16 protein-coding genes and 1 pseudogene are annotated in these 17918 nt (G+C 70.1%); 6 read left to right on the top strand and 11 right to left on the bottom strand.

Annotated features, from left to right (window positions below):
• The first annotated feature begins 138 nt into the window (after positions 1–138).
• Genes LMI96_RS06725 through LMI96_RS06740 form a run of 4 tightly spaced genes read left to right on the top strand, consistent with a single transcriptional unit; the run spans position 139 to position 4144 of the window.
• Positions 139–1452, top strand: coding sequence for a branched-chain amino acid ABC transporter permease (locus tag LMI96_RS06725; RefSeq protein WP_228360927.1), 1314 nt, complete (start codon positions 139–141; stop codon positions 1450–1452).
• A gap of 13 nt (positions 1453–1465) precedes the next feature.
• Complete coding sequence (locus LMI96_RS06730; protein ID WP_223721764.1) at positions 1466–2446, top strand: branched-chain amino acid ABC transporter permease; 981 nt, start codon at positions 1466–1468, stop codon at positions 2444–2446.
• Positions 2447–2450: 4 nt separating this feature from the next.
• The gene (locus tag LMI96_RS06735) at positions 2451–3425 is read left to right on the top strand and encodes an ABC transporter ATP-binding protein (protein ID WP_223721763.1); all 975 of its coding nucleotides are present in this window, start codon (positions 2451–2453) and stop codon (positions 3423–3425) included.
• Complete coding sequence (locus tag LMI96_RS06740; RefSeq protein WP_223721762.1) at positions 3422–4144, top strand: ABC transporter ATP-binding protein; 723 nt, start codon at positions 3422–3424, stop codon at positions 4142–4144. Before LMI96_RS06735 ends, LMI96_RS06740 begins: the two co-directional genes overlap by 4 nt.
• Positions 4145–4887: 743 nt before the next feature.
• On the opposite strand, the gene LMI96_RS06745 is transcribed toward LMI96_RS06740, so the two are convergent.
• The 3 genes from LMI96_RS06745 to groES form a co-directional block, all read right to left on the bottom strand.
• A complete protein-coding gene (locus tag LMI96_RS06745; RefSeq protein WP_223721761.1) occupies positions 4888–6240 on the bottom strand; it encodes an ABC transporter substrate-binding protein in 1353 nt (450 codons plus the stop codon).
• Positions 6241–6436: 196 nt separating this feature from the next.
• Entirely contained in the window at positions 6437–7411 is a 975-nt protein-coding gene (rarD, locus tag LMI96_RS06750; RefSeq protein WP_228360928.1) for an EamA family transporter RarD, read from the bottom strand.
• Positions 7412–7586: 175 nt separating this feature from the next.
• Complete coding sequence (gene groES / locus LMI96_RS06755) at positions 7587–7883, bottom strand: co-chaperone GroES (RefSeq protein ID WP_047543013.1); 297 nt, start codon at positions 7881–7883, stop codon at positions 7587–7589.
• 184 nt (positions 7884–8067) lie between these two features.
• Here groES and LMI96_RS06760 point away from each other — a divergent pair, with 184 nt between their 5' ends.
• Positions 8068–9270, top strand: a complete 1203-nt coding sequence (locus tag LMI96_RS06760) for a class I SAM-dependent methyltransferase (RefSeq protein ID WP_228360929.1) — start codon at positions 8068–8070, stop codon at positions 9268–9270.
• Between the two features lie 16 nt (positions 9271–9286).
• Here LMI96_RS06760 and LMI96_RS06765 read toward each other — a convergent pair whose 3' ends face one another.
• The 4 genes from LMI96_RS06765 to tsaB are packed head-to-tail and all read right to left on the bottom strand — an operon-like array spanning position 9287 to position 12292.
• The gene (locus LMI96_RS06765) at positions 9287–9844 is read right to left on the bottom strand and encodes a hypothetical protein (protein WP_228360930.1); all 558 of its coding nucleotides are present in this window, start codon (positions 9842–9844) and stop codon (positions 9287–9289) included.
• A complete protein-coding gene (gene tsaD, locus LMI96_RS06770) occupies positions 9841–10911 on the bottom strand; it encodes a tRNA (adenosine(37)-N6)-threonylcarbamoyltransferase complex transferase subunit TsaD (protein WP_228360931.1) in 1071 nt (356 codons plus the stop codon). Before tsaD ends, LMI96_RS06765 begins: the two co-directional genes overlap by 4 nt.
• Positions 10908–11615, bottom strand: a complete 708-nt coding sequence (gene rimI / locus LMI96_RS06775) for a ribosomal protein S18-alanine N-acetyltransferase (protein WP_228361028.1) — start codon at positions 11613–11615, stop codon at positions 10908–10910. The genes tsaD and rimI overlap by 4 nt, the downstream gene beginning before the upstream one ends.
• Positions 11615–12292: a tRNA (adenosine(37)-N6)-threonylcarbamoyltransferase complex dimerization subunit type 1 TsaB gene (gene tsaB / locus LMI96_RS06780; RefSeq protein WP_228360932.1), complete on the bottom strand. Its 678-nt coding sequence runs from the start codon at positions 12290–12292 to the stop codon at positions 11615–11617. The genes rimI and tsaB overlap by 1 nt, the downstream gene beginning before the upstream one ends.
• 134 nt (positions 12293–12426) lie before the next feature.
• Here tsaB and LMI96_RS06785 point away from each other — a divergent pair, with 134 nt between their 5' ends.
• The gene (locus LMI96_RS06785; RefSeq protein WP_228360933.1) at positions 12427–13368 is read left to right on the top strand and encodes an alpha/beta fold hydrolase; all 942 of its coding nucleotides are present in this window, start codon (positions 12427–12429) and stop codon (positions 13366–13368) included.
• A gap of 28 nt (positions 13369–13396) precedes the next feature.
• Here LMI96_RS06785 and tsaE read toward each other — a convergent pair whose 3' ends face one another.
• From tsaE to glmS, 4 genes and pseudogenes are all read right to left on the bottom strand, one after another.
• A complete protein-coding gene (tsaE, locus tag LMI96_RS06790) occupies positions 13397–13918 on the bottom strand; it encodes a tRNA (adenosine(37)-N6)-threonylcarbamoyltransferase complex ATPase subunit type 1 TsaE (protein ID WP_223721754.1) in 522 nt (173 codons plus the stop codon).
• Positions 13919–14097: 179 nt separating this feature from the next.
• Positions 14098–15222 carry an alanine racemase gene (gene alr, locus LMI96_RS06795; protein WP_228360934.1) on the bottom strand — a complete coding sequence of 375 codons (1125 nt, stop codon included), beginning with the start codon at positions 15220–15222 and terminating at the stop codon, positions 14098–14100.
• A gap of 173 nt (positions 15223–15395) precedes the next feature.
• Positions 15396–15743: pseudogene (locus LMI96_RS06800) on the bottom strand (holo-ACP synthase); the annotation flags it as partial.
• A gap of 157 nt (positions 15744–15900) precedes the next feature.
• The gene (glmS, locus tag LMI96_RS06805; RefSeq protein WP_223721752.1) at positions 15901–17751 is read right to left on the bottom strand and encodes a glutamine--fructose-6-phosphate transaminase (isomerizing); all 1851 of its coding nucleotides are present in this window, start codon (positions 17749–17751) and stop codon (positions 15901–15903) included.
• Between the last annotated feature and the right edge of the window lie 167 nt (positions 17752–17918).

The raw sequence follows: 17918 nt of genomic DNA on the forward strand, positions 1-17918 counted from the left end.
CATTCCCGTTATCAGTTGCGGCCTGGAAACACACAGGCAACAATCACTGGGTACGTTCAGGTTTCGCCGAGGTCACCGACGGGTTCTCCGGTACACCGACACATCGACCGGCAAGACCGTTCACCCCAGGAGGTGCCAGTGGGGATCACCCGCACATCGCGCGCTGACAACCGCTCGAGTCGCGCGATCGCAACGCTGATCGCCGCGTTGTTCGCCGCCGTACTGCTGCTGGGCTGGGCATCGCCCGCATCCGCGCAGACCGACGACCCGGAGGATCTGCCGTACACGATCGCCGGTAACGTCCGCACGGACGGAGCGCCGATCCCCGACGCGACCGTAACCGTCACCGGGGCCGACGGATTCGAGAGCGAAGCGACGACCGCCGAGAACGGCAGTTTCCGCATCGGCGTTCCGACCAAGGACACTCCGTACACGATCGACCTCGAGCTGCCCAGCGGCGTGACCGCACCTGACGGCTTCGAATCGTCCGTCGAGGTCACGTTCGGTGCGACCAGCACCATCACCCGCAACTTCACGCTGACCGCCGCTGAGCGGGTGACGACGAGCTTCGTCGACCAGCTGATCTCCCGCACGGTGAACGGCTTGAACTTCGGCCTGATGCTCGCGCTCGCCGCGATCGGCGTCTCGCTCGTGTTCGGCACCACTGGGCTTTCGAACTTCGCTCACGGCGAGATGGTCACGTTCGGCGCTCTCGCCGCGCTCCTCTTCTCCGCGGGCCTCGACGTGCCGATCTGGATCGCGATCCCCCTGGCGGTGATCGCGTCGGCGCTCTTCGGGTTGGGGATGGATGCCGGAATATGGCGACCACTCCGAAGAAAAGGCCTCGGAACCGTCCAGCTGATGATCGTCTCGATCGGTCTGTCGCTCGCCCTCCGGTACGTCTACCAGATGTTCGTCGGCGGCGGTACAGAGCAGCTCCCGGGCGGTGATTCCGCATCAATCCCCGGGCTCGGCCCCATCCGACTCACCGTCACCGACGTCGTGAGCATGGCCGTCTCGATCGTCGTGATCGCGGGCTTCGCGTTCTGGCTGATGCGCACCCGCATCGGGCGCGCGACGCGGGCCGTGTCCGACAACCCCTCGCTCGCCGCCGCCAGCGGTATCGACGTCGACGCCGTCGTCCGAGTGGTGTGGGTCGTCTCCGCAGCCCTCGCGGGCCTGTCGGGTGTGCTGTGGGCCTACTTCCGCCCCGGCATCAAGTGGGACATGGGAACCAGCATCCTGCTCCTCGTCTTCGCGGCCGTCACGCTCGGTGGTCTCGGTACCGCCTTCGGCGCCCTGATCGGCTCGATCATCGTGGGTCTGCTCGTCGAGGTCTCGACGCTCTGGATCCCCTCCGACCTCAAGTACGTGGGCGCGCTCGTCGTGCTGATCGTCATCCTCCTGTTCCGTCCGCAGGGCATCCTCGGACGCCGAGAAAGAATCGGATAGGTAGGGCGCCTTCATGGACATGCTGCAAATCCTCTCCAACACCGCTGCGCAGATCCTTGCGCCGGCCACGCTCGGCTACGTCCTCGCGGCGATCGGCCTGTCGGTGCACTTCGGCTTCGCCGGGCTCCTCAACATGGGCGTCGCGGGCTTCATGGCGGTCGGCGCCTACGGCTTCGCGATCTCGATCGCGTCGTTCGACGTGCCGTGGCCGATCGCGATCGTGATCGGGCTCATCGCCTCGATGGTGTTCGCCCTGATCATGGGCATCCCGACGCTCCGGCTCCGCGGCGACTATCTCGCGATCGTCACGATCGCCGCGGCCGAGGTGCTCCGGCTCCTCTTCCTCACCTCCGCGTTCCGCAACTACACGGGTTCGGCGGACGGTCTCTCCGGCTTCCAAGCGAGCTTCCGCGCCAGCAACCCGCTTCCCGCCGGTCGCTACGGCATCGGACCGTGGACCTATCAGTCCGACCAGTGGTGGGTCATCATCGTCGGCGTCATCACGATCGCGATCGTCATCGCCATCGTCTGGCTGCTGATGCGGAGCCCGTGGGGCCGCGTGATCCGCGGCATCCGTGAAGACGAGGATGCGGTCCGCTCGCTCGGCAAGAACGTGTTCGCGTTCAAGATGCAGGCGCTGATCGTCGGTGGCGTCATCATCGCCGCCGGTGGCATCGTCACCGCCATGGGGACGAACGTGAACCCGAACGTCTATGTCACCTCGCAGACGTTCTACATCTGGACGGCCCTCCTGCTCGGTGGCGCCGCGACGATCTTCGGCCCGGTGCTCGGCGCTGTGCTCTTCTGGATCGTTCGCGCGTTTCTGTCGAACCTGCTGCCCGCGCTCGTCTCGATCGGCTGGCTGCCGTTCCTCACCACGGAGCAGAGCCAGATGCTCGTCTTCGTGCTCGTCGGTGTGGCCCTCATGCTGCTGGTCATCTTCCGCCCGCAGGGAATCCTCGGAAGCAAGAAGGAGCTGACCTTTGTCCGCTGAGGCCGTGCCCCCCACCCCGCGCCCGAAGACCACCGGCCTGCACCAAGGCGAACCCCGCCCGGGTGTCGCCAAGGTCGACCCGATCATCGTCATCGACGGCGTGCGCCGAACCTTCGGCGGCCTCACCGCCGTCGACGTCGAGCACCTCGAGATTCCGCGCGGGGCGATCACCGCCCTGATCGGCCCGAACGGTGCCGGCAAGACCACGCTGTTCAACCTGCTCACCGGCTTCGATAAGCCGAACGACGGCAGCTGGTCGTTCGACGGCACGAACCTCGCCGGCATCCCGGCATACAAGACGGCCCGCATGGGTCAGGTGCGCACGTTCCAGCTCACCAAGTCGCTGGGCCTGCTGACGGTTCTCGAGAACATGAAGCTCGGCGCGACCAAGCAGTCCGGTGAGCGCATCTGGGCCGGCATCCTGCCCTTCCTCTGGCGCAAGCAGGAGACCGACATCGAAGCCAAGGCCCGCGAGCTGCTCGCGCGCTTCAAGCTCGATGCCAAGGAGAAGGACTTCGCCGCCAGCCTCTCCGGCGGTCAGCGCAAGCTTCTCGAAATGGCCCGGGCGCTCATGAGCGACCCCGTGCTCGTGATGCTCGATGAGCCGATGGCCGGCGTCAACCCGGCGCTGACGCAGTCGCTGCTCGACCACATCCTGGATCTGAAGGATCTCGGCATGACGGTCGTGTTCGTCGAGCACGACATGCACATGGTGCGCCACATCGCCGACTGGGTCGTCGTCATGGCCGAGGGCAAGGTCGTGGCCGAGGGCCCGCCGGACGCCGTCATGAAGGAGCAGGCCGTCATCGACGCGTACCTCGGTGCGCACCAGGACGTCGACCTCGGTGTCGTCACCGGACGTCACGCAGGCACGCTCACGGCGGAGGGTCAGGAACTCCTGGAGACCGCTCAGGAACTGGAGCAGGCCGTGGAGGCCGACATCCACCGCGATGCTGACAAGCCGGAGGACGGCCGATGAGTACGAACGTCGTCGAACTGAACGATGTCTTCGCCGGCTACCTGCCCGGTGTGAACATTCTCAACGGTGCGAACCTCACCGCCGCCAAAGGCGAACTGATCGGCATCATCGGGCCCAACGGTGCCGGCAAGTCGACCATGCTGAAGGCGATCTTCGGACAGGTGAAGGTGCGCGAAGGCTCCGTCATGCTGAACGGCGAGAACATCACGGGGCTGCGCGCCAACAAGCTCGTCGCCAAGGGCGTCGGCTTCGTGCCGCAGAACAACAACGTCTTCCCCAGCCTGTCGATCGCCGAGAACCTGCAGATGGGCGCCTACCAGCGGCCGAAGGTGGTCAGCGAGCGCATCGACTTCGTCGCGTCGATCTTCCCCGACCTCGCCAAGCGGCTCGGACAGCGCGCCGGCTCGCTCTCCGGTGGTGAGCGGCAGATGGTCGCGATGGGCCGTGCGCTCATGATGGACCCGCACGTGCTGCTGCTCGACGAGCCGTCCGCCGGCCTCTCCCCCTCTCGCCAGGATGAAGCGTTCCTGCGGGTGTCGGAGATCAACAAGGCCGGCGTGACCACGATCATGGTCGAGCAGAACGCGCGACGCTGCCTGCAGATCTGCGACCGCGGCTACGTGCTCGACCAGGGCCGTGACGCCTACACCGGCACCGGCCGCGACCTGCTGAACGACCCCAAGGTCATCGGCCTGTACCTGGGCACCCTCGGGACCTGACGCGCCGCTCGCGCCCGACGCGCCTGCGCGCGCCTGACGCGCAGCTCGCGCCTGACGCGCAGCTCGCGCCTGACGCACCTGCGCGCCGCTGCACGGCTCATGCCGGTCCACCTTCGGGTGGGCCGGCATTTCCGTGCGCGGGGCCCCTCGTTTCTTGCTCACGTGGCGCGATCGGCCGCCCTCGCGCGCCGATTGCGCCACGTGAGCCATCCGGAGTCTGGCTCGGGCCCTGCTCGGGTGCCGCTCACACGGGATCTGGCTCACGTGGCGCAATCGGTCGGGAACCACGGCGAACTGCGACACGTGAGGCAGCCGGGATCTGGCTCACGTGGCGGAATCGGTCGGGAACGACGACGGATTGCGACACGTGAAGCATCCGGAGTTGGGCTCGGGCCATGCTCGGGTGCCGCTCACACGGGGTCTAGCTCACGTGGCGCAATCGGTCGGGAACCACGACGAACTGCGACACGTGAAGCATCCGGGGTTTGGTTCACATGACGCAATCGGTCGGGAACGACGGCGGACTGCGACACGTGAAGCATCCGGAGTTGGGCTCACGTGACGCAATCGGCCGGGAACGACGACAGATTGCGACACGTGAGGCATCCGACCTTCGCTCACGGAAGGCATAGGCACGAGCACGAGCAGGGCACGAGCCGGGGCACCGGCACGAGCACGTGCAGGGGCCGGGGCACGCGAAAGGGCCCCGGTCCGAAGACCGGGGCCCAGATCCTGCGGTCGGGTCAGCCGACGTTCAGGAACTCGTAGTTGTTGTCTTCGCCGTACTGGAAGATGCCGATCGACGCCTCGGTCGGGTCGCCGACCGCGTTGAACGTGATCGGACCGGAGACACCGTCGTAGTCAGCAACGCCACCGGCGATGATGATGTCGGCGCACTCCGCGTACGTGGTGCACTTCGTGCCGTCATCCGCGCCGCCCGAGACGGACTGCAGGTGCGCAGCGACGTCGGGGCCTGCGGTCGAGCCGGCCTCGAGAGCCGCCAGCGCCAGCAGGATCACGGCGTCGTAGGACTCCGGAGCGTAGGTGAAGTCAGCCAGTTCGGCGTTGCCCGCACCGGTCCAGAAGGACTGGAGGTTGTCGCGGAAGGTCGCCGTGGTGGCCGGGTCGACAGCCGGGTACGTACCCTTCGCGCCCGCCATGGTGCCCTCGGGGAACTCATCGCCGAAGTTAGCGAGGTTTCCGTCGACGAGGTACATCTTGTCGGCCGGGAAGTCTGCACCGAGCAGCTCGGGGATGATCGTCTTGACCTCTTCGAAGGTGATCAGGGCGATCGAGTCGGGGTTGGCCGCCATGACGTCCTCGACCTGGGCCGAGAAGTTGGTGTCACCCGTGTTGTAGAGCGACGCCGCGACGACCGATCCGCCGGCTGCCTCGAAGGCGGCCTTCGTGAAGCACGCGAGTCCGGTGCCGTAGGAGTCGTTGAGCACGATCATGCCCAGCGTCTCGTTGCCGTCGGCCGCGATCAGGTTGCCGAGCACCTCGCCCTGGAGCACGTCCGAGGGGGCGGTGCGCCAGTAGAGGCCCTTGTCCTCGTAGCCGGTGAAGGCTGCCGACGTGTTGGCCGGGGAGAACTGGATCGCGTCGGCCGCGATGACCTGGTCGATGAACTGCAGCGAGGTACCCGAGGATGCGGCGCCGATGATGGCGGTCGCGCCCTCGCCGAGGAGGCGGGGGATCTCGGTCTCGTAAGCCTTGTTGTCGGTGTCACCCGAGTCGCCCTGGATCAGGTCGACCGTGACGCCCTTAGCAGCCGCGTTGACCTCGGAGGTCGCGTACTGGGTGGCGGAGATCTCGGGCGGTCCGAGGAACGCCAGGTTGCCGGTGACCGGCAGAGCGGTACCGATCTTGTAGGTCAGGTCGGTGCCGGGGCCCTCGGAGGTCGAGCTGAACTCCGGGGTGTAGGACGCGGGCTGGGCCGCGTCGCAGTCGATCGGGAAGTCCGAACCGGCTGCCTCGGTCGACGTGGCATCGCTGCCACCGCCGCCGCTACATCCGGCCAGAACGAGTGCACTCGCGCCGATCAGGGCGATGCCGCCCAGGACCTTTGCGGTACCGGAACGCGGGAAAGCGCGCATGGTGCTCCTTGGTGAGAGTCGGAAACGCGGGCTCGTCGCCGCGCGAATTGTGACAAACCTAGCCAAGGGACCGCGTCGCACATGTTGCGATGTGTTAACGGAAGGTTTCGCTACTCAATCGTTATCAAATTGCTGTGAGTTCCTCTGCGTGAGCGAGCACCTCTGCGAACCCCCGTCGTGCCCGTTTGCCGCGCGATCACGTCAGTTCTGCGACATCCGAGGGCGCGTCGTCGCGCTCGCGGGCGGTCGCCGCATCCGCTCGCCCGCGTCGCGTGCGGCGCGCCGCGAGGAGCGAGTCGGTGGTCAGCAGGATCAGGGCGACCCAGACGATCGCGAATCCGATCCAGCGGCCCGTCGTCATCTCTTCGCCCAGCAGCCACGCTCCGATGACGAACTGCAGGACCGGAGCGACGAACTGCATGATGCCGAGCAGGCTCAACGGGGCGCGCCGGGCGGCGGCGGCGAACATGAGCAGGGGCGTCGCGGTGGCGATGCCCGCGGCCGCAAGAAGCGCCGTCTGCGGCATGCCCACGGAGACGACGAGAAGGCCACCCGTCGCGGCCACCACACCGAGCTGCACGAGCGCGACCGGGGTCAGCCAGGCCGACTCGAGGGTGAGCCCGCTGACCGCATCGACGGCCGGGCCGATCTTCTTCTTCACGAGTCCGTAGAAGCCGAACGAGAAGGCGAGCGACAGCGCGATCCACGGGAACACGCCGTAGCCAACGACGATAACGCCGACCGCGATCGCGGCGAGGCCGATCGCGATCCACTGCGTGAGACGGAGACGTTCACGCAGCAGCAGGACGCCGAGCAGCACCGTGACGATCGGGTTGATGAAGTACCCGAGGCTCGTCTCGATGACGTGTCCGCTCAGGGCGGCGTACAGGAAGACCTGCCAGTTGACGTAGATGAGGGCGCCCGCGAGCGCCGTGAGCCCGAGCAGCCGGGGTTGGCGCAGAATCGCGACCAGCCGCCCCCACGACCGGGTCACGAGGATCAGCAGCGCGCAGAACACCAGCGACAGCAGGATGCGCCACGCGACGATCTCGAAGGGACCGATCGGTGCCAGCAGCACGAAGTACAGCGGCAGGAATCCCCAGAGGAAGTAGGCGCCGAACGCGTACAGCCCGCCCGCGGTGGTCTGGTCTGCGGAGGCATTCGGAGTCACCTCCTCAGCCTACGGCGGGGGAAGGACACGGGATGCGGCGCCGCATCCGGTGTGCTGCCGATCACCCGCGGGATCCTGCCACCGCGCTCTTCCCGCCGCTCCTCTCCCCAGGGAGGGGCGCGAAAAAGAGAAGGGCCCGACCACCGGAGTGGTCGGGCCCTTCGTCAGAGGATCGTCAGCGAACGACGACCGCGAGCACGTCGCGGGCCGAGAGCACGAGGTACTCGTCGGCACCGAACTTGACCTCGGTTCCGCCGTACTTGCTGTAGATGACGCGGTCGCCCACGGCGACGTCGAGCGGAACGCGGTTGCCGTTGTCATCGATGCGGCCGGGGCCGACAGCCACGACCTCGCCCTCCTGGGGCTTCTCCTTGGCGGTGTCGGGGATGACCAGACCACTCGCGGTGGTCTGCTCTGCCTCGACCTGCTGGATGACGATGCGGTCCTCGAGCGGCTTGATGGAAACCGACACGGTCTACCTCTTCTTTCTCGCTTCGTGAAACGGAAGACTCATTAGCACCCTCACATCGAGAGTGCTAATGCAAGTCTAGAGGCGTCCTGGCACTCGTGCAACGCGAGTGCCAATCCGCGCCCGTTCGCCACGCCACGAGCCCGCCTCACGACAGCGGACGCGCCGCCGACCGTAGGCTGGCGGGATGGAGATGGCGGACCTGCGTACGCTGCTCACCCCCGAGGGCCTACGGCTGCTCGATGAGGTCGGCACGGTCGAGTCCACCGACGACGCCGCATCCGCTGTCGGCCGGCTGCGAGCGCAGGGGCACTCCCCCGAGCTCGTCGCGGTCGTGGTGACGCAGGCGCGGCTCCGCACGCGGGCGCGCGCGAAGTTCGCGCAGTTCGCCGACGGGATGCTGTTCACCCGGGCAGGTCTCGAACAGGCGACACGGCTCGGGATCGCCGCCCGGCACGCCGCCCGCTTCGCGGCGCTCGCGCCCCGCGGCGAACGCACGCACGTCGCCGACCTCGGCTGCGGTATCGGCGGCGACGCCCTCGGCGTCGCGGCGCTCGGGATGCGGGTGACGGCCGTCGACGCCGACGAGGTCACCGCCGCGGTCGCCGCTTACAACCTGGCGCCGTTCGGGGACGACATCCGCGTGCTCCACTCCCGCGCGGAGGAGACCCCGCTCGAGGGCATCGACGCCGTGTGGCTCGACCCCGCGCGTCGAAGCGCCGGCCACGACGACACGACGCGCCTGCGCGCCTCGGACTACACACCGTCGCTCGACTGGGCGTTCGCGCTGGCCGAACGCGTGCCCACCGGCATCAAACTCGGCCCCGGCTTCGAGCGCGCCGACATTCCGGAGGCCGCCGAGGCGCAGTGGATCAGCGTGGACGGATCGACGATCGAGCTCGTGCTGTGGTCGGGGGCGCTCGCCCGCGAGGGGGTGCGGCGCGCGGCGCTCGTCATCCGGGGGGATCAGGCCCACGAGCTGACGGCCGCGGGCGACACCGAGGACGCCCCGCCGCGCGAGCTCGGGGAGTTCCTGCACGAGCCCGAGGGGGCCGTCATCCGCGCGCGCCTGATCGGAGACGTCGCGCGCGCGCTCGATGCCGGGATGCTCGACCCGAGGATCGCGTACCTGACGTCGGATGCGGCCGTCACGAGTCCGTTCGTGCAGTCGTTCCGCATCCGCGAAGAACTGCCGTTGGACACGAAGAAGCTCGCCCGAGCGCTCAAGGAACGGGGCATCGGGCGCCTCGAGATCAAGAAGCGCGGCGTGGACATCGACCCGGCGACGCTGCGGACGCGGCTGAAACTCTCGGGCGACGCAGGAGCGACGCTGATCCTCACCCGCACGGGTGGGCGGCGTCGCGCGCTGCTCGCCGACCGCGTGGGCTGAGCGCGCAGTCGCGCCGTCAGCCCCACCATCCGGCGCGGTACGCGGCCCACACCAGCCATCCGGCGCTGTAGATCACCGCGAGCGCGCCGAGCGCGATCGCCCAGATCGCCATCTGACGCGACTCGGCGCGGCGGCGCAGAGACAGCGCGCCGAGCACGAGCCCGGCGAGCGCGATCGGCAGCGCGAGGCCGACGACGAACGACGCGATGAGCCCGACGACGGCGAAGCCGAGGCCGATCGCCGCCAGGTTCGCCGGTCGAACGGCGGCGACCGGCGCCACCGACGTTCCCGTCGCTGGCACGAACTCGATCCGCGGCTCGTTCGCGCCGAACGACGCGAGTGCGAGGGGCGCGGTCGGCGGGCGCGTGAAACCGCCGCGGTGCGTGCCCGGCAGAACGGCCTCGGCGACAGGCGTCTCCACGTCGGTCGACGGCGCCTCGACGGAGGTCGGGACCGGGGGCGCCGGGGGGCGCGGCCGCGCCGTCTCGGGAGCGAGCGCCTCGGCGGCGGCCAGAATCGGCTGCGCAGAGGCATCCGCCGCATCCGTCTCCGGTCCCGCCTCCCGCTCGGTCATGCCGGGACCACCGCCGGGGACTCGGCGACCTGGATCTCGGTGACCGGCAGCGTCGAATCCGCGCCGAACGACAGGGTCGACGGTCGTCGCCCCGACATGATCAGCTCGGAGGCGAGCGCGGCGATCATCGCGCCATTGTCGGTGCAGAGGCTCAGCGGCGGGATGCGGACCGCCACGCCCGCCGCCGCACCGCGCTCGAGGGCGACATCGCGGAGCCGCCGGTTCGCGATCACGCCACCGCCGAGCAGCAGGCGGGGGACGCCGAAGCGGGCGCACGCATCGAGCGCCTTGGTGACGAGCACATCGACGACGGACTCGCGGAACGATGCCGCAACGTCGGGCACGGACGGCTCCGGAGTCTGCTCCACGTACCGCGCGACGGCCGTCTTCAGCCCCGAGAACGAGAAGTCGTAGCGGTGCCGATCCATGTCGGATGCGCGCGTGAGTCCGCGGGGGAAGCGGATGGCGGCGGGATCGCCGGCAGCGGCGACACGGTCGATCTCGGGGCCGCCCGGGTAGGGCAGGCCGAGGATGCGCGCGACCTTGTCGAACGCCTCGCCCGCTGCGTCGTCGACCGTCTCCCCCAGCAGCTCGACGTCGGTCGTGAGGTCGCGAACGAGCAGGAGAGACGTGTGCCCGCCGCTCACGAGCAGGGCCACGGTGGGGTACTCCAGCGGCGGCGCGTCGGCGTCGAGGATGTCGGCGGCGATGTGCCCGACGAGGTGGTTGACGGCGTACAGCGGCTTTCCGAGGCCGACGGCGAGCGCCTTCGCGGCGCCCACACCGACCATCAGGGCACCGGCGAGACCCGGCCCCGACGTGACGGCCACCGCATCGATGTCGCCCAGCTCCACGCCGGCATCGGCGAGCGCCGCCTCGATCGAGGGCTGCAGCGCCTCGAGGTGCGCGCGCGCCGCGACCTCGGGAACGACCCCGCCGAACCGCGCGTGCTCGTCCATCGAGCTCGCGATGGTGTTGGAGAGCAGCGTGCGGCCGCGGACGATGCCGATGCCCGTTTCGTCGCAGCTCGTTTCGATGCCGAGAACCAGGGGTTCGGATGCGGTCATGTCGGGCCTCCTCCGTCCGCGATGGCGGGTGCCGGGCCGGCGTCGGCGGGTGTTGCGAGATTCGGAGATGTGACGGGATTCGGATGCGTGCGGGCCGCCGCATCCGAATCCGGTGACATCTCCGAAACCGGTGACGGCGTCGCGGCCGGAGCGAGCGTCGCGGGCGGAGCGACCGGAGCGGGTGCGGCCGAAGCCGCGGCGGCGGGCGGGACCGGGCGGGCCGCCCACGCGGGCACGTCGAGGGTCATCACGATCGCGTCGACGTCGTCGGGCTGGTAGTACCGCGGGCGGCGGCCGGTCTCGACGAAGCCTTCCGAGGCGTACAGCTGCTGCGCGACCGGGTTGTCGTCGCGGACCTCGAGGAAGACGGTTCGCGCGCGGCGTTCGTGCGCGATGCCGATGAGGGCGCGCAGCAGCATCCGGCCACTCCCCCGCCCCCGCTCGCTCTCGGACACGGCGATGGTCTGGATGTCGGCGTCGGGGGCGCCGACGACCGAGCGGAGTCCGGCGTACCCGGCGAGCACGCCGTCACGTTCGAGCACGAGGTAGCGGCCGTGCGGCGACGCCAACTCGGCGCGCATCATCGCGGTGCTCCAGGCGTCGGTCGGAAACGAGGCCCGCTCGAGCGCCATGATCGCGCCGAGATCGTCGGCGGTCGCCTCCCGAATCACGCCGGCCTGCGGATGCGGCGCCACGTCGCGCATCACGAGACTCGCTTCGGCGCGTGCGCGACGGTGACGTCGGGTGAACGCAGGTAGAGCGGTTCGGGGCCGGCGAGGACGCGCCCCGCCGCGACCGCGCGCGCGCCGGTGATGGCGAGCAGGGCCGCCGAGACCGAGGTCGCCTCGATCCGCGCGGCGTCGAGCTCGCGCAGCCGGTCATCGAGCAGGTCACGGGGCACGAGCGCCGGCTCCGCGACCCGTACCGGCAGGCCGTCATCGTCGAGCCCGAGATACACCGTGTAGGCGAACTCCTTGCGCCGCGCGTCGGTGACGACGGCGAACCGGCCCGCTTCTGCTCCCTCGAACGCCGCGGCCAGCAGCACCCCGAGCGCGACCGCGTCGTGGCTCGGCACGGGGATCACGGGAATGGCACGCGCGAGGGCGAATGTCCGCGCCGCGGCGATCCCGATCCGGAGCCCCGTGAACGGACCGGGCCCCATGCCGGCGACGACGTGCGTGATCGCGTCGTCACCGGATGCGGGCAGCCCGCTGCCGTGCGCGGCGGTCGTTCTGGCCGCATCCGTCGCCTGCACGAGAAGATCGCCGATCACCTCCGCATGGCCGAGCGGGTTGTCGCTCGCGACCTCGGCCCGCACGACACCGTCGGGGTCGACGAGTGCCACCGCCGTGCCGAGGGAGGTGTCGATGCCGAGGATCACCCCTCCAGGGTATCCGGCCGGTTGCGTCCCCCGTCGGCGAGGCGCGACCGCGGGGACGGATGCCGGCGGGTGCGCGTGCCGACATCCGCGCGCCGGGCGCCAATCCGCGGCCCTCGCCGCAACGAATAGCAGGTATGCACCGAGACACGAGCCTCACCGCGCTCCGCACGAGCGCCGCCGCCCTGGGGCTGCGACGAACCCGGCTGGGCCGGATGACCGTGCACGCCGGACGCGAACGCGGCGAGGTCGCGACGCTGCTGCTGCACGGCGCCGCCGGGTCCTGGACGACGTGGACGCCGCTGATCGCCGCATCCGATCGTCTGGGCACCCCGATCACCGACGTGATCATCCCGGACCTGCCCGGATGGGGCGACAGCGCCGGCACCGTCGACGACATCGGCGCGGTGTCGGCCGAGCTCGCGGCGATGATTCGCTCGCAGGGATTCGAGCGCTGGCGCGTCGTCGGACACTCCCTCGGCGGATTCGTCGCCCTCGACCTGGCGGCGCGCGAGCCCGAGGCGACCGTCGGGGTCGGACTCGTGTCGCCGAGCGGCCCCGGGGTGCAGGCGGTGGTCCGCCGGCCGTTCGCCCGTGCCGCACGAGTGCCGGGATTCGCGGGGATGCTGCTCGCGATGCGGGCGCTCTCCGGGCTCGGCGCGGGCGCATCCGACCTCCTGCGCGGCCTCGATCGGGTGGGACTGCTGCGGCCCCTCGCCGCCCCGCTCTTCGCGCGACTCGACCGCATCGACCCCTCGGTGATCTCCGCGCTGGCCGACGAGATCCGGCCGGTCGCGTTCGGCGGTGCAGCCCGCCTCGCCGCGGCCTACGACACCGCCAGGTGGCGCACCATCACGGCGTCCGTGGTGTCGGTGCGCGGCGAACGCGACGTCTTCGCCGCGGCGGATGAGCAGGCCCGACTGGCCGCGATCGTCCCCCGTTTCCGCGAGGTCCGGATGCGGTCCGCCGGGCATTTCGCCCATGTGGAACAGCCCGTGGCCACGCTCCGTGCCCTCGGCCTCGGCGCCGCGGGCGGGACGGACCCGCGCTGGCGGGACTACCGCCGCGTCACCGCCTGACCGACGCCGCCCGGGGTGGCGAGCGGCGTCAGGGGCGGCGGCTGATCGTGACGAGGCGCGGGGTGTCGGCGTCCAGCGCGAGCGTCGCCTGCGAGTACGTGCCGCACGCGGTGTCGACGCCGCGGCCGTGCCACTCGCGGTCGAGTTCGACCTCCCACCACGAATCGGTGACGGCTCCCGCGAACGGCGCGCCCCACTCGACGACGACGACCGAACCGGCGAAGTCGATGTCGAGGTCGTCCAGCTCCGCTGCGGAGCCGAGACGGTACGCGTCGACGTGCACGAGGGGCACGCCACCGACCAGCGAGGGATGAGTGCGCGCGATCACGAAGGTCGGGCTCTGGATCGGGCCGCGGACACCGAGCGACTCGGCGATCCCGCGCGTGAGGGTGGTCTTTCCGGCACCGAGCGGGCCGGTCAGCACCAGCACGTCGCCCGCGCGCAGCCGGGAGCCCATGTCGCGCCCGAGCTGTTCCATCGCGTCGGGCGAATCGATCTCACGCTGCCCGAGGAGGTCGTCGAGTCCGGTCGTCTGCGTGTCCTGTGCCATGTGATCTCCAACGCTGAGCGCGCCCGCTTCATGCCCCGCGTCCGCATCCGCATCCGCATCCGCATCCACCTTCGCCGAAACGGGATCTTCGCGCCGAAACGGAGGGGTTACCCCACTGTCTCGGCGCGAAGATCCCGTCTCGCGGTCGGATGCGGGGGTGCCGCCGGGGGCGCGGCGGCTCACGACGCGACCTGACGGCGGGTGACGCGGGCGCCGATCCGGGTGACGATCTCGTAGTTGATCGTGCCCGCCGCATCCGCCCATGCCGACGCGGCCGGGGCACCGAGCGTCGGATCGCCGAACAGGATCGCCTCGTCGCCGACCGACACGACGGCGTCGCCGACGTCGACCACGAACTGGTCCATCGCGATGCGACCCGCGACACGGAACCGCTGTCCGCCGATGACGACCGGTCCCGCGCCCGACGCCTGTCGCGGCACCCCGTCGGCGTACCCGACCGGGATGAGGGCGAGCGTCGTCTCACGCTCGGTGACATAGTCGTAGCCGTACGAGACCCCATGCCCGGCGCCCACGCGGCGCACCGCGGCGACGGACGCACGCAGGGTCATCGCCGGACGCAGGCCGAGGTCCGCGGAACTCCGGTCCGGGAACGGCGACAGCCCGTACAGACCGATGCCGATGCGGACGCAGTTCAGCCGCGCCTCGGGCAGGTCGATCGCCGCGTGGGTCGCCGCGAGGTGGTGAACGCGCGGCGCGAGTCCGGCGGCACTCGCGGCCGCCACACCGTCGTGGAATCGCGCGAGGGCGGTGCGGTCCGCATCCGCCGACGCGTTGGAGAGGTGGCTGAAGATGCCATCGACGCGGATGCGGCCGAGCCGCTCCAGCCGCGCGGCCTCCGCGAAGACGACCCGGTCCTCGCCGGCCGCGAGGCCGTTGCGGCCGAGGCCGGTCTCGAGCTTCAGGTGCACGACCGCGGGCCGGTCGGCGGTCGAGGCCGCCGCGGCCGCGTTCAGCTGATCGAGGCTCGAGATGCCCAGGTCGATGCCGCGCTCGACGGCTTCACCGAAGGTCGCCCCGGGCGCGTGCAACCACGCGAGGATCGGGGCGTCGATGCCCGCGCGGCGGAGCGCGAGCGCCTCGGGCACATCGGCCACGCCCAGGCGACTCGCCCCGCCGGCCAGAGCCGCCGCGGCGCTGCGTCCGGCGCCGTGCCCGTAGCCGTCGGCTTTCACGACGGCGAGCACATCGACGCCGACCATGCGGCGCAGCTGCCGGACGTTGTCTTCTATCGCGCCGACGTCAATCGTGGCTTCGCGCATGACCCCCGCGGGCAGCGTGCTCATGCCGCGTCCTTTCCCTCGCCCGGTACCGCGTGACCCGTCGCGGTGTCGCCCGCATCCGGAGATCCCGCAGCGTCGCCCGCCGCAGCGTCGCCCGCATCCGGAGATCCCGCAGCGTCGCCCGCCGCGGTGTCGCCCGCATCCGGAACCACGGACGCGGCGCGGATCGACTCAGCGCCCTCGGCGACGACGTACGCCGTGGCGAGTCCGGCGTCGTGGCTCATCGAGAGGTGCAGGGTCACGATCCCGCGCGCCGCCACGACCTCCGCGGTCGACCCGGTGAGGGTGAACCACGGCCGGCCAGAGGGCTCCGGGGTGATCTGGATCTCGGTCCAGTGCACGCCGTCCGATCCGCCAAGCGCCTTGATCAGCGCTTCCTTCGCGGCGTAACGGGCCGCGAGCGAGCGCGGTTTGAGGGCCTGCTCGGCGACCGAGAACAGGCGTTCGCGCAGCCGCGGTGTGCGCAGCAGGGTCTGCTCGAACCGCGGAATGTCGACGATGTCGACGCCGATGCCGACGATCATGTGTCCTCCCGGATGCGGCGGCCCACCGCATCCGCCACTCTATCCGCGCCCCGCGGGGCGCCTCCATCCCGCGAGACTGCAGTGGCGCCGCGAGACTGCGGCCTGCGACCAACGTCTCGCCGCGAAAGTGCAGTCTCGCGGGTGAAGAGCTCGCGGGTTACTCGACGGTGACGGACTTCGCGAGGTTGCGGGGCTGGTCGACGTCGAGGCCCTTGGCGGTTGCCAGGCCCATCGCGAAGATGTGCAGCGGCACGACCGCGAGCAGCGGCTCGAAGAGCGCACCGGCGAGCGGGATGCGGATGACCTCGTCGGAGAACGGCAGCACCGACGCGTCGCCCTCCTCCGCGATCACGATCACGCGCGCGCCGCGCGCCCGGATCTCTTGCACGTTGGAGACGACCTTGTCGTGCAGCAGCGACGACTCCCGCGGCGACGGGACGATCACGAAGACCGGCTGGCCGGGCTCGATGAGCGCGATCGGTCCATGCTTCAGCTCGCCGGCGGCGAAGCCCTCGGCGTGGATGTACGAGATCTCCTTGAGCTTCAGCGCCCCCTCGAGCGCGATCGGGTAGCCCACGTTCCGGCCGAGGAACAGCACCGAACGGGTATCGGCCATCCAGCCGGCGAGCTGCGTGATGCGCTCCTGCTCCTCGTCGAGGATGCGCGAGATCTTCTTCGGCACGGCCTCGAGCTCGTGCACGTGACGCGCGATCTCGGCGTCGGTGAGCGAACCGCGCACGTGCGCGACATGCAGCGCCAGAAGGTAGAGCGCCGTGATCTGCGCGACGAACGCCTTCGTCGATGCGACCGCGACCTCGGGGCCGGCGTGCGTGTAGACGATCGCGTCGGACTCGCGCGGGATGGTGGCGCCCTGCGTGTTGCAGATCGAGAGCGTCCGCGCGCCGCGCTCGCGGGCATACTTGACGGCCATGAGCGTGTCCATCGTCTCGCCGGACTGGCTGATCGAGACCACGAGCGTGTCGGGGCCGATCACCGGGTCGCGGTAGCGGAACTCGTGGGCGAGCTCGACGTCGACGGGAACGCGCGCCCACTGCTCGAGCGCGTACTTGCCGGTCTGGCCGGCGTACGCGGCGGTTCCGCAGGCGATGACGATGATGCGGGTGATGTCGCGGAAGAGGTCGTCGAGTCCGTCAAGCTCGGGGACCCGGACGATGCCGTCCCGGATGCGGCCGCGCACGGTGTTCGCGACGGCCTCGGGCTCTTCGGACACCTCCTTCGCCATGAACGAGGACCATCCGCCCTTCTCGGCGGCGGCGGCGTCCCAGGTCACCTCGAACGGCTCGACCTCGACCACATCACCGCGGAAATCGGTGACCTCAACGCCCGACGGCGTGATCGCGACGATCTCGTCCTGGCCGATCGCGAGCGCGTTGCGCGTGTGCTCGACAAAGGCGGCGACATCGGATCCGAGGAAGTTCTCCCCCTCGCCCAGACCGATCACGAGCGGCGAATTGCGGCGCGCCGCGACGACGAGTCCCGGCTGATCCTGGTGCATCGCGAGCAGCGTGTACGCGCCCTCGAAGCGGGAGACCGTCGCCCGGAAGGCCTGCACGAGGTCCTTCGACACGGCGTACTCGCGGCCGATCATGATCGCGGCGACCTCGGTGTCGGTCTCGCTGCGGAACTCGTAGCCTTCGCTCACGAGCTCTTCCTTCAGGTCAGCGAAGTTCTCGATGATCCCGTTGTGGATGACGGCGAGCTTGTCGTCGTCGGCGAGATGAGGGTGCGCGTTCGCATCGGTCGGGCCGCCGTGGGTCGCCCACCGGGTGTGGCCGATGCCGGTCGTGCCGTCGCCGAGCGGCGTCTGCGCGAGGTCGTCGCGGAGGACCTTCAGCTTGCCGGCGCGCTTGCGCATTCCGAGCGCACCCTCGCCGTCGATGACGGCGATCCCCGCAGAGTCGTACCCCCGATACTCGAGCCGGGCGAGCCCGGCGATGAGGATGTCCTGGCTGGGCCGAGGACCGACATATCCGACGATTCCACACATGGGGTCAATCGTAGGCGAGTGGGCCTGGCAGCCGGCCCGGTCGGAACGTGGGCGTGGCGCGACGAAAAGAGAACGGACCCTCTCGAGCGTCCCAGTGGGGACTGGATAGCTCGAGAGGGTCCGCGAAACCGCCCGGCGCCCTGCGGACAAGCGTTGGGGACGAATCG

The sequence above is a fragment of the Microbacterium sp. cx-59 genome (assembly GCF_020805625.1).
Classification (GTDB): Bacteria; Actinomycetota; Actinomycetes; order Actinomycetales; family Microbacteriaceae; genus Microbacterium.

Coding starts and splice junctions, on each gene's coding strand:
- tsaE (WP_223721754.1), bottom strand. CDS start 13,918: ATGGCACAGGACACGCAGACGACCGGACTCGACGACCTCCTCGGGCAG.
- LMI96_RS06785 (WP_228360933.1), top strand. CDS start 12,427: ATGCACCGAGACACGAGCCTCACCGCGCTCCGCACGAGCGCCGCCGCC.
- LMI96_RS06730 (WP_223721764.1), top strand. CDS start 1,466: ATGGACATGCTGCAAATCCTCTCCAACACCGCTGCGCAGATCCTTGCG.
- LMI96_RS06745 (WP_223721761.1), bottom strand. CDS start 6,240: ATGCGCGCTTTCCCGCGTTCCGGTACCGCAAAGGTCCTGGGCGGCATC.
- LMI96_RS06740 (WP_223721762.1), top strand. CDS start 3,422: ATGAGTACGAACGTCGTCGAACTGAACGATGTCTTCGCCGGCTACCTG.
- LMI96_RS06765 (WP_228360930.1), bottom strand. CDS start 9,844: ATGACCGAGCGGGAGGCGGGACCGGAGACGGATGCGGCGGATGCCTCT.
- alr (WP_228360934.1), bottom strand. CDS start 15,222: ATGAGCACGCTGCCCGCGGGGGTCATGCGCGAAGCCACGATTGACGTC.
- LMI96_RS06760 (WP_228360929.1), top strand. CDS start 8,068: ATGGAGATGGCGGACCTGCGTACGCTGCTCACCCCCGAGGGCCTACGG.
- glmS (WP_223721752.1), bottom strand. CDS start 17,751: ATGTGTGGAATCGTCGGATATGTCGGTCCTCGGCCCAGCCAGGACATC.
- rimI (WP_228361028.1), bottom strand. CDS start 11,615: ATGCGCGACGTGGCGCCGCATCCGCAGGCCGGCGTGATTCGGGAGGCG.
- tsaD (WP_228360931.1), bottom strand. CDS start 10,911: ATGACCGCATCCGAACCCCTGGTTCTCGGCATCGAAACGAGCTGCGAC.